Here is a 13,870-nt window from a genome sequence, read left to right on the forward strand (position 1 = left end):
TGTTTTATTCCTCGAACGGTATGTCTATCTCGGTTTTGGTTTCCAGCCAGCCCGGCACCGGCAAGTTCTTGCCGCGCAGGAAGGACGGATTGAACATTTTCGACTGGTAACGATTACCATAGTCGCAAAGCACCGTCACAATTGTGTGGCCCGGACCGAGATCTTTTGCAAGCCGGATCGCACCGGCAATATTGATGCCGGAAGAGCCGCCGAGGCAAAGCCCCTCATTCTCCACGAGATCGAACACGACATCGAGCGCATCGGCATCCGCAATGCGATAGGAAAAATCAGGCGTGAAACCTTCCAGATTGGCCGTGATACGCCCCTGCCCGATGCCTTCGGTGATCGAATCGCCTTCGGATTTCAATTCGCCGGTCGTGTAATAGGAATAGAGCGCTGCACCATAGGGATCGGCGAGCCCGATCTTGATATCGGGATTATGATCCTTCAAGCCGAAGGCGGTCCCGACAAGCGTACCACCCGATCCGACCGCAGCCACGAAACCGTCAACCTTGCCATTGGTATCGCGCCAGATTTCAGGCGCAGTGGTTTCGATATGCGCCTGACGATTTATCGGATTGTCAAACTGGTTGGCCCAGATCGCGCCATTCGGCTCGGTTTTGGCAAGCTGTTCAGCCAGCCGCCCTGACAGGCGCACATAGTTGTTGGGATTACGATAAGGTGCTGCTGGAACTTCGATCAGTTCCGCACCGAGCAGACGCAGCGCGTCCTTCTTTTCCTGGCTCTGTGTTTCCGGAATGACGATGACCGTGCGATAGCCGAGCGCCTTCGCAACAAGGGTCAGACCGATGCCGGTATTGCCTGCCGTTCCTTCGACAATCACGCCGCCCGGACGAAGCAGGCCGCGCTTTTCCGCGTCACGTATGATGTAGAGCGCTGCACGGTCCTTGACCGACTGTCCCGGATTGAGGAATTCAGCCTTGCCGTAAATCTCGCAACCGGTGATTTCGGAAGCCTTCTTGAGACGAATCAATGGCGTGTTACCGATTGCGTCTAGAACCGATTGGAGCATAGCTTCCATCCTTCATCATTGGCCGAGCTGTTTGCCGGGAAAGTATGAGGAACTGCCCTGCCCTTCAAGGAAGGATGGAATAATTTTCCACACCAACTGGCAAACTCAATCCACAAAATGTCGGTTCAAAAGAAAAAGCCGCCCGAAATGGGCGGCTTTTGTAAAAGATGTTTCGGAACGGCGTTATGCAGCGCGCTGTCCACCGCCGCCATTACCGTTACGGCGCTTCCGACGGAATGGACGCTTTGCCTTCGGTGCGGCTTCGCCAGTCGCATTGGCATGGCCACCTGCGGAAGCGTGGTTGCCCCCACGATGTTCACCCGGCTTCTGCGCTGGACGACGATGCTGCTGCGGCGACGGGCCCTTGCGGTGCTGCGTCTTCTGCGGCTTGTCTTCGCCCACAATCGAAATGCGCGGCGCTGCTGCTGGTGCCGGTGCAAGCTTGACCGGAGCATCCTTGATCGGAAGCTTGGTGCGGGTCACGCGTTCCACAGCACGCAGCTTCGAATCCTCGGTCGCCTGATCGTACAGGGTGATCGAAGCGCCGCTGGCGCCATTACGCCCCGTACGGCCGATGCGGTGTACGTAGGTTTCCGGCTCATCCGGGAGGTCATAGTTGACCACATGGCTGATGCCGGGAACATCGATACCGCGCGCGGCGATATCGGTTGCAACCAGAATGCGCAGCGTGCCGTCGCGGAAACCGTTCAGCGCGCGCTGGCGGGCATTCTGCGACTTGTTGCCGTGAATGGCCGCAACGTCGAACTTGTCACGCTCAAGGTGGCGCACGACCGCATCGGCACCATGCTTGGTGCGGGTGAAGACGATAACCGAACGCATGTTCTTGTCGGCCAGCAGAGCCGACAGAAGACGGCGCTTTTCCTTGGTCGGCACAGGATGCACAACCTGGGTGATTTCGGCAGCCGTTGTGCCCTGCGGCGCAACTTCCACACGAACCGGATCACGAAGCAGGCTGCCTGCGAGCGCTGCAATTTCCTTCGGCATGGTTGCCGAGAAAAGCGCGGTCTGGCGGTCGGCATGGGTTGCCTTGGCAATACGCTTCACGTCGTTGATGAAACCCATATCGAGCATGCGATCAGCTTCATCGAGCACCAGCCAGCGGGTCTGCGACAGGTCAACCAGACCTTCGCGCATCAGATCCGTCAGACGGCCCGGCGTTGCAATCAGCACATCGATGCCAGGTGCGATACGCTTGATCTGCGTCAGCTTCGATACGCCGCCAAGCACGAGCGCGGTCGAAATATGCGCGGTCTTGGAAACGTTGCGGATCGTCTGTTCAATCTGGACGGCCAGTTCGCGGGTTGGCGCCAGAACAAGCGCGCGTGCTGTCTTTGGACGGCGCTTATCGCCCAGACCGATGATCTTTTGCAGGATCGGCAGGCTGAAAGCAGCAGTCTTGCCCGAGCCGGTCTGCGCAATACCGAGAATGTCCTTGCCTTCCAGCTGCGGCGGGATCGCCTGCGTCTGGATTGGCTTCGGTTCGGTCATGCCAGCAGCTTCAACGCCCTTGAGCAAAACGCCGGTGACGCCAAGAGCGGCAAAGCCGCCCGTATTTTCATTTGTCAATTCAATCTCTTTCGGCGGCACCGCACATCTGCGGTCCGCTTTCAATGCCGGGAAAGCGCAACTTGCCCGAGCCAAATCCGTATTTATGATAACGACGGGACGCCGGGAAAACCCCTGGCGACTTGCGCAGCCGTGCCCGAGCAGATCTCAGGTCCCCTCCGCTGCCAGACCATTCTGGAAGACAGAGGTGTGACGCAACAAGTCCAATGCCGGGAAAGCCGACATCTAACGTCGGCCCATGCGCCTGCCGCCCATATGGGGTGGTTTGCGCAAAAAAGCAAATGTTTTCGCTTTAAACTTCAGTTCAAATGATGAAATCAGCCAGAACCTGATTGTCGGTAATGTCCTGATAAGCCCAACCGGCTTCGCCGAACTTCCTTTCAAGAAGTTTGAAGTTGGCGGCATCCTTCGTTTCGATACCAATCAGCACCGAGCCGAAATTGCGGGCGGATTTCTTCAGATACTCGAAGCGCGCGATGTCATCTTCCGGGCCCAGCAGATCGAGGAACGAACGCAGCGCGCCGGGGCGCTGCGGGAAGCGGAAAATGAAGTATTTCTTCAGGCCTTCAAAGCGAAGCGCTCTTTCGCGCACATCGGGCAGGCGTTCGAAATCGAAATTGCCGCCCGAAACGACAATCACGATGCGTTTGCCTTTGAGTTCGCTTTTCTTGAAATCCTTCAGCGCATCAATGCCCAATGCGCCTGCTGGTTCCAGCACCACACCTTCGATATTGAGCATTTCAATGATCGTCGCGCAAAGACGGTTTTCCGGAACCGTTATGACAGACTTTGCGTCAAAGCCTTTGAGAAGCTTGAAGTTTTCCTTGCCAATCTCGGCAACGGCCGCCCCATCTACAAAATTATCGACATGGGTAAGCTTGATGCGCTTGCCCGCTTCCAGACTGCCTTTCAGGCTTGCGGCACCCTTCGGTTCGACAAAGCGAAACGCGGTTTTCCAGCCAAGATCGGAAATATACTGCGTCACACCGCCGGAAAGCCCGCCGCCGCCAACCGGCAGCAGAACCAGATCCGGCTTCTTGCCTTCCGGCAATTGCCGTTCGATTTCCAGCGCGACAGTCGCCTGACCTTCTACAATGCCCGGATGATCGAAAGGCGGCACCATGACGCCCTTGTTGCTGGCCGCAAATTCCTGCGACGCAGCATAGCAGACGTCGAAAATATCGCCGATGAGCTTGATTTCGATGAACTCACCGCCGAAAGCGCGGGTTTTGTCGATTTTCTGCTGCGGCGTGGTCACAGGCATGAAAACAACGCCCTTGCGACCAAAATGGCGACAGACGAAAGCAAAACCCTGCGCGTGATTGCCGGCAGAAGCGCAGACAAAGACGACATTCTCGTCGGTTGTCTTGACGGCCTTGGAGATAAAATTGAAAGCGCCACGAATCTTGTAGGACCGCACCGGCGTCAGATCTTCGCGCTTCAACCAAATCTCTGCGCCATATTTGCGGGAGAGATAATCGTTGAGTTGCAATTGTGTCTCGGGGAAAAGCGCACGTATTGCCTTTTCGGCCTGAGCCACGGATTTGACGAAGGCGGTCATACTGAAACTCTCTTCATTCCTACTCGGTGTTCACATCGCTATACGGATTTGCTAATGCAAACAAGGATGAAGCTATAAACTTGAGCTGCTTTGTACCGTTTTAAGAACGGCAATATTGACGTGTTTCGCGGCGGAATGGTTGGCCCAAGCCGGTCTTATTTGGCGCCAGTCCCCTAGTGATATTGCCTCGACACATTATGAAGAAATTCACTCCAATCTTGCGGCTCATCGACACAACAAACAGCGCGGCCCAATTAGTAGGGATGCTTCAATTGTGGACGTTTGCTGTGGAGTCGGGAGTAATATCAACTCAGCTCAACTGTGGTTATTTTCTCGAAAATCGTTCCAGTATTCTATTGGCTCGCCCGGCATCTCCACCGAAGAAATTTGTAAGCTGACCTAGAGCTTTATCCATCACTGCTGGATATAATTCCCCTGTTCTCCTCACAAACTCCAATACTTTGCCAATCCTACTGAAATGTAATCTTAATCCCGCTTTCCATGCGGCGGTACCTTCTTCAGGATACTCTATATCACTGCATGATACTCCTCTATCATTCATTATTGCATTCATGGCATTGTCGAAATTTAGTCTTATATTCTTTTTTTTTGGCATTTTTGCGATTGAGGGAACCCAATTACCAAATAGTTCATCAACTTCCGAATCAGGTGACAGTGGTCGCGCACCATGAGAACCGTCACGCGGCAACGCGTTGATGCCGCTTGTTCCTGGAACGTTTGCACCGTGAGTTGCGGCGTCTCCTAATAATGAATCAATCGAGAAATCTGTGTAGTTCCGGGCACGTTTTGCCAGAGTAAGGCCACCAGCGGAAGGGGCTAAACGTTTACCGGGAAGTTTCATGGCAGGACCAGATCGCCCCGGGGCCTGTGCTCCAGATATAATACTACGTTGTGAAGCGTGAGTGTCCATACTGGCTCTCGCAGCTTCTCGCGCTGCTATGTTTTCCGGCTCTAGACCGAAAAAATGCAACATTTCTTCAACTTGCATAACATTATCTTTCAAAATCTATTCAATATGAATTTACGTACAACTGGTGACTTTAAAGAATAAACATAGGAATAATTTCGACGCAGAATTTAATTCAATACATATTGGATCACGATAATCAGCCATTATCAACGGTAACAAATTACGGCTCCAATTTATTAGAATCTATTCAGCCGCCAAAGACTACCTACCCCACATAGTAAACAGTGACGATCTTGCGATCCCCGAAGACCATCAGCGGTCCGTCATTCAGCAGTTCGAACAGCACGGCTTCGTCAAGTGGAAGCGGGATTGTTATTTCTTCGAGGTATAGCGCCTGCCACGAAATAGACCGCTCTCTCTGTAATTCGCGCTGCATCAAACGAAGCGCGGCCTCGGCTTCTGGCCGCTGGTCCTGGCGGAAGAATCCGCCGCACCAATCCTGAACATGATCATAGGTGATTGTGTAATAGGTTACAGTGTCTGTCATACCGGTCACGCCCCCAAAGCACTCTCGCGGTACGCCCCCGCATTGTGCCCTTCGATCTTTGGTGATCAGGGTGTTAGTAACCGCACTGCGACGGCCTCACGACCTTTGGCTTCAGAGAAGCTTGGACATACGTCGCAAGCACCCTGACCATAAAGGACGAAGGTTCGGCGCCTTTCGGTGACGCCAACCACGCAGTGATAAAGGGGTTACTAAGCCCCAGACCGCCGCGTAGCGGTCCATCCGTAGGCGTAAATCATTCCTGACGACTTGTCATATCCAAAATTCGTCAGCTGACAGGCTCTTGCGGAAATAATGGCATCTGGCGCGAACCGATCAAAATCATGGTCGGGAAAACACGCCGATCATACCGCTTTTCTATTTTAGAACATAAGGATATTCGATAATTCAGCTGTTATTGCTGACAAGCTTTCTGTCTTGAAATCAACGCGCAAATCATGACATAGAAATCCAGTCGCTGCGGTCGTGGCGAAACTGGTATACGCAACGGACTTAAGATCCGTTCGGGGGTCTTTTTTTACCGTATATGTTACGCTATCGTATTGACAATCCTTGAAATTACAGGATATTTTTCTCGTTTGTGACAAATGTTACGATATCGTAACGGATGTTGTGACCTAGAACCCGTGACCCAGTGACCTAAGAGGTAAATTCGTGTCCAAAATTGCAAAGATCATGTGCGCCCTGAGCGCCACTTTCGTGCTCGTATCGGCTCCAGTCGAGGCGGCTTCCTTCGGTGCCCGTGGTGGCTTCAGCGGAGGCCGTTCGTCCTTCTCGTCGCGCTCCTTCTCTGCCCCTCGCAGCTACTCAGCGCCTCGGACTTATTCCGCCCCGCGTTCCTACTCGGCTCCCCGCACGACAACCCGAACGATCATCCGAGAGAACCACTATCGGTCCTCAGGTGGCGGCTTCAGGACGATACCGGACTTCAACGATGACCCCGACACGACCCATGCGGATGTCCTCAGGATGTTCAACAGGGCAATCGTGGCGGCTGAGGATCGGGAAGAAAAGGAAGCCTTGGCGTCTGCCGTGGCTACGCTCCAGTGAGGGGTGATCCCTGCACGAAATGCCGGTTCTACGATGACGACTGGGGAAGCAACTGCCGACACCCTGAGTTGCTCAAATGGTGCCCCGTCAACGGCAACCAGCCGAGCTACCCCCACGATAACCGGAAGCAGGACGGTAAGTGTGGCATTGAGGGGAAGTATTTCGAACCCCGGACCACCTTAAGAAGCCTTCTTCGGGGTCTTGCGCGTCTGGCTTAGGTACTCCGCATCACGCGCCGCAATATGCCGCTCCAGTTCCTCCCTCAGCCGCTCATCAGCTAACCTGAGGTTCTCCGGGGTGTGACTATCGATGACGCGGGACTTGTTCTAACACCTTAGTTTAATAACCGTCCCCTAAGCCTATTGCGTAGTCGTTACGCTTAGGGGGTATATACGCGGGCGTAAGAGTTCCGATTTGTATCTTGTAGGAGAGCAGACGATGACCGCATCGAACACAACCGATCAGGCTGAAGAGGTCATGATTGCAAGAAAGCTGACTAGGCTTCTGGATTTCTTCCAAGGGGAGAATACCAAGATGCAAATCAATCTCTTGCAAACATTCCTTCACATTAAGGCTAACCCAGACATCCCTTTCAAGAAGCTCGAAGCACTCTTGGGCACGTCCAATGCGTCCGTGTCCCGGAATATCGCTGTGCTGACTTCTGAAGGGTACAAGAAACGAGGCTCCGACGACCGATACGAAGGTCGCAACCTCGTTGAAACCCGAGAGGTCCCCACGGACAAGACCTCAAAGGTAGCAAGGCTGACCCCTGAGGGTGAAGCTGTGTTCGATGAGTTTGTCCGCATCCTAAGGAGTGGCAACAATGGCAGTAAGACTGAGAGGTAAGGTCTGGCAAGTTGACGTAACGCTTGCTGGGCATGGTCGTCTTCGGCCCACCTTTGAAACAGAAGGTGAGGCACGGACGTGGGAGCGTGATGCAATCCACGCGGCACAGACCGGACGCCCTCTCCCTGACACGGGTACAAATATCAAGCAAGGTGGCGGTCGTATCTCCGTCCTCAAGGACTTAGTTCCTGAGGTTGAGCAAGACTGGCTGGCCGAAGGTGCCTCAGCGTTCAAAGACCTCAGCCGAAACCTAAGGTGTTTCGTTGACTGGTTCGGAGAGCGCCGCCACCCGAGCGAGATAGATGAGACCACGCTCGACAGGTATTCGAACTACCTTCGTACTGAGAAGCAGAACATGGGATCGACCGTCAATCGCAAGATGTCGGCTGTCCGGGTGCTGCTGAAGAAGGCCAAGCGATACAAGCTTATCACTTCACTTCCTGAGTTCACGAAGCTGCCGGAAACGAAAGGCTCTCTCAACTTCCTGAACTTCGGGGAAGAGGAGCCGGTCCTGAAGAAGCTGGATCACCTCGGCTATGACGCCCTGCACGATCTGGTCTCCTTCCTGATTGATACAGGTTGTCGCATCAATGAAGCCCTGAGCGTCGAGTGGAAGACCATTCGCGGCGACAGGGTGACGTTCGAGAACCGCAAGAACGGCCAGTTCGGCACCGTGCCGCTGACCAAGAGAGCCGCTCAGGCGCTCAAGAACAGAAAGAAGCTCGGGACAGACCCCGACCGCCCCTTCGGTGACATCAATTACGATGGTGCCCGAGGCGTTCTCCGGTCAGTCTATAGCCAGCTCGGCGGGGAGTTCGCTAAGATCACCCAGCCTTTCCACATCTACAGACACTCTTGTGCAAGCCGTCTGGCGATCAAAAACGTCAACGCTAAGCGCATCATGGAGTGGATGGACCACTCGTCGATCATCGTTACGCAGCGCTATATGAAGCTGGCTGTGTCCGATCTGGACGAGGCAAGAAACGCACTAGAAGCAGCCTGATAAGGTTGCCAGAGGAATGCGCGTCACAGGGCCTTGAACTTGTGACCGAAGCTGTGACATAAGCAGTGACCGTGACCGCAGGCGTGGTGAAACTGGTAGACACAGCAGACTTAAAATCTGCCGTCCGTTCAAGGACTTACGGGTTCGATCCCCGTCGCCTGCACCACTGACCCCCGAACATCAAAGGACTTAAAATCCGTCGCCTTTTAGGCTTGCGGGTTCAAGTCCCGCCGACCGCACCACAATTATTCATGCAAAAGCCGCCGTGTTTTCCCGGCGGCTTTTGTTTTGATCGGGCGCTATCAGCCGTGCAGCTTGGCGGTGATTTCTGCGACACGCTTGCCCTGAAAACGTGCGCCTTCTAGTTCCTGTGCAGATGGCTGGCGCGAACCATCGCCGTCTGCCGTCGTCGTCATGCCGTAAGGCGCCCCGCCGCGCACCACATCATTGCCCATCTGCCCCTGATAGGCATAGGAAAGCGGCACAATGATCATGCCATGATGCTGCAACTGCCACTGCGCCGAAATCAAGGCCAGTTCCGCGCCGCCATGCTGCGTCGCCGTTGAAACCATCACCGAGCCGACCTTGTTGAGCAGCGCGCCCTTGGCCCACAGACCACCGGTCTGGTCGAGAAAATTTTTCATCTGCGCGGCCATCATGCCGTAGCGGGTCGCGGTGCCCAATATAATGGCGTCATATTCGACCAGATCGTTCGGCGATGCGATGGCTGCGTCCTGATCGACCTTATAATGCGAGGCCTTGGCGACTTCGAGCGGAACCAGTTCCGGCACCCGCTTGATCGTGACTTCCGCACCACCTTCGCGCGCACCTTCCGCCGCAGCCTTGGCCATCTGCTCCATATGCCCGTAGGACGAATAGTACAGCACCAGAACTTTTACCATCTGACGTCTCCGTTTTCGGTTTTACGGAACCCCTTTTCCGCATTCACTCAACTAGAGAGCATTTTCATTTTGGGAAGATGACCGAACGGAGGAACATTTTGTCTTTTGCGACAAACCGGTTGCGGCGGGGTGCACCTGAGGCTTAACTGTCGCCAGATTGAAATGGAGTCTGGGCATGACCGACACTTCGCAGCAGGCCGTCAGGGCTGCAATGCTCTCCATTGGCGACGAACTTCTCTCCGGGCGCACCAAGGACAAGAACATCGGGCATCTCGCCGATCTGCTGACGGCTGTGGGCATCGATCTCAAGGAAGTGCGCATCGTGCCGGACGAGGAAGACGCCATTGTCGCCGCGCTCAATGCCCTGCGTCCGAATTTTGATTATGTCTTCACTTCGGGCGGCATCGGCCCGACCCATGACGACATCACCGCCGACGCCGTTTCAAAAGCCTTTGATGTGCCCTGCATCTATGATGAAAAGGCCATGAAGCTTCTCGGCGACAATTATGCCCGGCGCGGTCTGGAATTCACCGATTCCCGCAAGCGCATGGCCCGTATGCCGCAGGGTTCGGAACACATCGACAATCCGGTCTCTTCCGCACCGGGCTTTCACATTGGCAATGTCTATGTGATGGCGGGCGTTCCGTCCGTTTTTCAGGCCATGCTGGACAATGTAATCCCCACCTTGCGGACCGGCCGCAAGCTTTTGTCACGCGCTGTGCTCTGTCCGTTCGGCGAAGGCGTCATCGGCGCGCCGCTGGCCGAAATCCAGAAGCAGAACCCCGACACGATCATCGGTTCCTATCCGAAATTCGAAAATGGACGCTTCAGCACCGAGCTTGTGGTACGCGGCAGCGATCCGCAGAAGATCGATGCGGCAGCTGCCGAAATTGATGCCATGATTGCCGGGCTGGTGGCTTCCGGTGCAAGCTGACCAAACTGGCATATTCGAAAACACATCCTTTAAGTTTTGCAACCTTTTGCGTGCGCAACTCGTTGCATTCTATGCTAAAATGGAAAAACAGCTGGAAGGAGATCGGTCATGACCTACAAAACGGTGGTTGCCTATTCCCGGAGCGAGGCCGAGCTGAAGCGGGTTCTATCCGCCATCGCGCTTTTGATGCGAAAAGTGCCCGATCTTCATGTCATCGGCCTCTATTCCATCCCCTCTCCCATCGTTTATGCCGACCCCAACGGGTTTATCGATCCCGGCATGTTCGAACTGCATGACAAGCAGCACAAGGAACTGTCCGAGCGGCTGAAACACGTCTTTGAAGAAGAGATGCGCCGTCAGGATGCGCATTTCGAATTCCGGATCACCCGCTCGGAAACCGGCACCGCTGCCGATGGCGTTTTGACCTCGTGTCTCGGTGCGGAATTGCTGGTTGCTGGCCAGCCGGACCCCGATGATCCCGCCACCAATGACGAAACCGCCGACACGATTGTCTTCAATTCAAGCTGTCCGGTTCTGCTCGTACCTTATGCACCTGTGATGCGGCCATTGTCGCTCGACCGGATTGTTGTTGCCTTCAACGGTAAGCGAGAAGCGGCCCGCGCCGCATTCGATGCCCTGCCCCTAATGAAACAGGCTGGCCGTACTGAAATCGTGTGGGTCGACCCGCCAGAAGCCGAGGGCGAGGACGAAGCGCTCGCCGGTACCGAGCTGGCTGAATCCATTGCTCGCCACGGCATCGAAGTGAATGTCACGCCGCTCGGCTCGAATGGACGCTATGCGCAGGATGCGCTGCGTGAACATATCATTGCTGAACGTGCTGATCTGCTCGTGATGGGCGCCTATAGCCATTCGCGCCTGCGCGAGCTAGTTTTCGGTGGTGTGACACGCTCAATGCTCAATGAACTTCCCGTTCTGACACTGTTTTCGCGGTGACATGTCTGCTCATTTCGAGCGGGCAATTATCCCCAATTCGCCGCATCCAGCCCCTTCAAGCCATAACAGACTTGCAAGATCGGTGTTTTTGCGGTTATCAGCACTACCCGGCGCTGACTGTGCCGGGTTGAAGAAACCTTTTCATCGTGTTGCAGCCCCTTAACGTGGGCGCAGACGACGAAAGCAAAGGTCTACACAGTTCAGCGCGCTTGACGGTGGTCATCGCGCATTTTTGGTTTAGCCAGTCTGTGGGCCACAGCCCACGGACTGTTCCATGGAGCGTCTCGATGTCCTTGCCCGATAAAGCCTTTCCCGTATCCTGGGATCAGTTCCACCGCGATGCCCGCGCGCTTGCCTGGCGCATTTCCGGCATGGGGCGCGATTGGCGTGCAATCGTCGCGATTACGCGCGGCGGCCTGGTGCCTGCGGCCATTATCTGCCGTGAACTCGGCATCCGTCTTATCGAAACCGTCTGCATTGCCTCCTATCACGACTACACGTCGCAGGGCGAAATGCAGATCCTCAAGGGTATCGGCGAACAGCTTCTGGAAAATGGCGGTGAAGGCGTGATCGTCGTCGACGACCTTACCGATACCGGCAAGACTGCGGCAATCGTCCGCGAAATGATGCCAAAGGCGCATTTTGCAACGGTTTATGCCAAGCCGAAAGGCCGCCCGCTGGTCGATACGTTCGTGACCGAAGTATCGCAGGACACCTGGATCTATTTCCCGTGGGACATGGGCTACACCTATCTGGAGCCGATTGCCGGCGACAAGCGCGGATAAGTTCCCGCATATCGCACCTTGAGACATTCGAAATGCCAGCCCTCACCGGCTGGCATTTTTTATTGGGCACAATTGTTCTGCTTATAAAACCAGCAGGATGGAGCACATTTTTAAAATCAGAAGACATTCTCAAAAAGCGCGCAAAACGAAAATAAACGAAAATGAAAAAGGGGATATTTCTGCCGTAATCGCGTGCTATAAGAAAATGGTCGAAATGGCGCTGACAGCGGTCAGGTTCGGCGTTGGATAACGACGCGCCCTCCCTGTATTTCAATAGTCGCTTTAAAATGAAGGACTTTTTCGTCCTTTTGTAAGGTCTGTTGCGCATTTGAGCAGTTGTTATTTTGGCGAATCATTCCATTTTAAGGAAAAGAGGGAATTTCGCAGTGAAGACGGCAGCCAAACAACTTATTGCAACGGAAAAGCGTATTCTTACGCCTTCTGGCCGTTTGCAGCAGGTTGCGGCCCTCGTCTATCGTCGAGAAATGGGTATTCTTCAGGTACTTGTCATCACAAGCCGCGGTACGGGCCGCTGGATCATCCCCAAGGGCTGGCCGCAAGTCGGTCGCACACTCGCTGAAACAGCCTTGCGCGAAGCCTTCGAAGAGGCAGGTGTGCGCGGCGATGTCACGCCTGAGCCTGTCGGCAGCTTCAATTACTGCAAAATGGATATGCCGCCAGAGCGGATCAACCAGTTTTCTGTCGCGGTTTATGCTGTCCGCTTCACTGGCCAGGAGAAAAGCTGGCCCGAACAAGATCAGCGCATCTGCGAATGGGTGTGCCCAGATGAAGCGGCAAGGCGCGTCGAAGAGACAGAGCTGAAGCAGATTCTTCTGCGCTTTGGTGATTCGGGTATGAGAGTCGCCGCTGAATAGCGGCGCCATTTCTCCATTAACGCTACATATCTGCGCTTGCTCGGCCTATCCGTAGCATTTCCAGCGGCAATTCCGCTTCTCAAACCTTGTGATCACTATCCGCATCGCTTCCAGACCGAAATTCTCAGCGTCCTGTACAAGGCTTCAATCGCTCAAAGCAGGCTGTTTCGCACCGCCATCTCGCGCTTTTTGCTTAGACCCTGCATCAAAACATGGTTTGATCCCACTGTTTTTGCGAAATAATTGCCCTCAAGGATTGGTTAAAATGGGGTAAAAGCGTTTTAGCCGGCTTCGGTCACAAAAGCTTCTCTTCTCCCCGTTATCCACATTCTCCCCCAGCGCCTGACGCACAATATCTAGCGTTAGACGCCTTACAACAAACCAATGCTTGACGCTCGCAGCCGAGTCGTTTTTTATGAACTTATCGTTGCGTAAGTGGCGTGGCCGGGCGTCTGAATAGCCGGTCTTTCTTTCAGGTTAGTCAAGTTCTGGAACGGGCGTTGCGCTTATTCAGCGTAGATTTCGCTCCGGGCTTCGTCGTGCCCGATTTCCGGGCCGGACCACCTTTGGAGAAGCAGATGCAGCCACATGACGAAAGAGCGTTAACACTAGATTTAGTATTTGCGCTCATGCTTCTTACAAGATAGAGTATTTTTCGATCTGCTGATTTGTTGGTTTGCAATACCCCTGACAAGGATAGCTCTGGCTGCCTTGGGGTGTTTTGTTGCGCGCCTGATGCAGCAGAAACAGAATTCGGGATCCCGGTTATGTGCCGGAATCCTCACCAAGAAGCCCTTCCTCGCAGGAGGGCTTTCAAACAGAGACGCGGTACAGACAGCAAGTG

13 protein-coding genes and 1 tRNA gene are annotated in these 13,870 nt (G+C 54.4%); 8 read left to right on the forward strand and 6 right to left on the reverse strand.

Annotated features, from left to right (window positions below; genetic code table 11):
- Nucleotides 1–4: 4 nt before the first annotated feature.
- From FGI60_RS10675 to FGI60_RS10695, 5 genes are all read right to left on the reverse strand, one after another.
- Nucleotides 5–1,033, reverse strand: a complete 1,029-nt coding sequence (locus FGI60_RS10675; protein WP_138785144.1) for a cysteine synthase A — start codon at nt 1,031–1,033, stop codon at nt 5–7.
- A 183-nt stretch (nt 1,034–1,216) separates the two neighbouring features.
- Complete coding sequence (locus FGI60_RS10680) at nt 1,217–2,620, reverse strand: DEAD/DEAH box helicase (RefSeq protein WP_374843376.1); 1,404 nt, start codon at nt 2,618–2,620, stop codon at nt 1,217–1,219.
- 304 nt (nt 2,621–2,924) lie between these two features.
- Complete coding sequence (ilvA, locus tag FGI60_RS10685) at nt 2,925–4,181, reverse strand: threonine ammonia-lyase IlvA (RefSeq protein WP_138785145.1); 1,257 nt, start codon at nt 4,179–4,181, stop codon at nt 2,925–2,927.
- A 325-nt stretch (nt 4,182–4,506) separates the two neighbouring features.
- Nucleotides 4,507–5,190 carry a hypothetical protein gene (locus tag FGI60_RS10690; protein ID WP_138785146.1) on the reverse strand — a complete coding sequence of 228 codons (684 nt, stop codon included), beginning with the start codon at nt 5,188–5,190 and terminating at the stop codon, nt 4,507–4,509.
- A gap of 187 nt (nt 5,191–5,377) precedes the next feature.
- Nucleotides 5,378–5,659, reverse strand: coding sequence for a hypothetical protein (locus tag FGI60_RS10695; RefSeq protein ID WP_138785147.1), 282 nt, complete (start codon nt 5,657–5,659; stop codon nt 5,378–5,380).
- A gap of 672 nt (nt 5,660–6,331) precedes the next feature.
- On the opposite strand from FGI60_RS10695, the gene FGI60_RS10700 reads away from it, so the two are divergent.
- From FGI60_RS10700 to FGI60_RS10715, 4 genes are all read left to right on the forward strand, one after another.
- Nucleotides 6,332–6,727, forward strand: a complete 396-nt coding sequence (locus tag FGI60_RS10700) for a DUF6197 family protein (protein ID WP_138785148.1) — start codon at nt 6,332–6,334, stop codon at nt 6,725–6,727.
- A 438-nt stretch (nt 6,728–7,165) separates the two neighbouring features.
- Nucleotides 7,166–7,573, forward strand: coding sequence for a MarR family winged helix-turn-helix transcriptional regulator (locus FGI60_RS10705; protein ID WP_138785149.1), 408 nt, complete (start codon nt 7,166–7,168; stop codon nt 7,571–7,573).
- Nucleotides 7,551–8,576: a tyrosine-type recombinase/integrase gene (locus FGI60_RS10710; RefSeq protein ID WP_138785150.1), complete on the forward strand. Its 1,026-nt coding sequence runs from the start codon at nt 7,551–7,553 to the stop codon at nt 8,574–8,576. The genes FGI60_RS10705 and FGI60_RS10710 overlap by 23 nt, the downstream gene beginning before the upstream one ends.
- 77 nt (nt 8,577–8,653) lie before the next feature.
- Nucleotides 8,654–8,742, forward strand: a tRNA-Leu gene (locus FGI60_RS10715).
- Between the two features lie 136 nt (nt 8,743–8,878).
- Here FGI60_RS10715 and wrbA read toward each other — a convergent pair.
- Nucleotides 8,879–9,478, reverse strand: a complete 600-nt coding sequence (gene wrbA, locus FGI60_RS10720) for an NAD(P)H:quinone oxidoreductase type IV (RefSeq protein WP_078340453.1) — start codon at nt 9,476–9,478, stop codon at nt 8,879–8,881.
- Nucleotides 9,479–9,653: 175 nt separating this feature from the next.
- Between wrbA and FGI60_RS10725 the strand changes: the two genes are divergently transcribed.
- The 4 genes from FGI60_RS10725 to FGI60_RS10740 all read left to right on the forward strand — a co-directional run bounded on the left by FGI60_RS10725 (nt 9,654) and on the right by FGI60_RS10740 (nt 13,026).
- Nucleotides 9,654–10,412, forward strand: coding sequence for a competence/damage-inducible protein A (locus FGI60_RS10725; RefSeq protein WP_138785151.1), 759 nt, complete (start codon nt 9,654–9,656; stop codon nt 10,410–10,412).
- A gap of 108 nt (nt 10,413–10,520) precedes the next feature.
- The gene (locus FGI60_RS10730; RefSeq protein ID WP_138785152.1) at nt 10,521–11,366 is read left to right on the forward strand and encodes a universal stress protein; all 846 of its coding nucleotides are present in this window, start codon (nt 10,521–10,523) and stop codon (nt 11,364–11,366) included.
- Nucleotides 11,367–11,653: 287 nt separating this feature from the next.
- Nucleotides 11,654–12,151, forward strand: coding sequence for a xanthine phosphoribosyltransferase (gene gpt, locus FGI60_RS10735; protein ID WP_078340451.1), 498 nt, complete (start codon nt 11,654–11,656; stop codon nt 12,149–12,151).
- A gap of 386 nt (nt 12,152–12,537) precedes the next feature.
- Nucleotides 12,538–13,026 carry an NUDIX hydrolase gene (locus tag FGI60_RS10740; protein WP_138785153.1) on the forward strand — a complete coding sequence of 163 codons (489 nt, stop codon included), beginning with the start codon at nt 12,538–12,540 and terminating at the stop codon, nt 13,024–13,026.
- Nucleotides 13,027–13,870: the final 844 nt, after the last annotated feature.

Source organism: Brucella haematophila (assembly GCF_005938105.1).
Lineage (GTDB): Bacteria > Pseudomonadota > Alphaproteobacteria > Rhizobiales > Rhizobiaceae > Brucella > Brucella haematophila.

Excerpts from the sequence above, each read along its gene's own strand:
- FGI60_RS10675 (WP_138785144.1), bottom strand. The coding sequence starts at position 1,033 with ATGCTCCAATCGGTTCTAGACGCAATCGGTAACACGCCATTGATTCGT.
- ilvA (WP_138785145.1), bottom strand. The coding sequence starts at position 4,181 with ATGACCGCCTTCGTCAAATCCGTGGCTCAGGCCGAAAAGGCAATACGT.
- FGI60_RS10690 (WP_138785146.1), bottom strand. The coding sequence starts at position 5,190 with ATGCAAGTTGAAGAAATGTTGCATTTTTTCGGTCTAGAGCCGGAAAAC.
- FGI60_RS10695 (WP_138785147.1), bottom strand. The coding sequence starts at position 5,659 with ATGACAGACACTGTAACCTATTACACAATCACCTATGATCATGTTCAG.
- FGI60_RS10705 (WP_138785149.1), top strand. The coding sequence starts at position 7,166 with ATGACCGCATCGAACACAACCGATCAGGCTGAAGAGGTCATGATTGCA.
- FGI60_RS10710 (WP_138785150.1), top strand. The coding sequence starts at position 7,551 with ATGGCAGTAAGACTGAGAGGTAAGGTCTGGCAAGTTGACGTAACGCTT.
- wrbA (WP_078340453.1), bottom strand. The coding sequence starts at position 9,478 with ATGGTAAAAGTTCTGGTGCTGTACTATTCGTCCTACGGGCATATGGAG.
- FGI60_RS10725 (WP_138785151.1), top strand. The coding sequence starts at position 9,654 with ATGACCGACACTTCGCAGCAGGCCGTCAGGGCTGCAATGCTCTCCATT.
- FGI60_RS10730 (WP_138785152.1), top strand. The coding sequence starts at position 10,521 with ATGACCTACAAAACGGTGGTTGCCTATTCCCGGAGCGAGGCCGAGCTG.
- gpt (WP_078340451.1), top strand. The coding sequence starts at position 11,654 with ATGTCCTTGCCCGATAAAGCCTTTCCCGTATCCTGGGATCAGTTCCAC.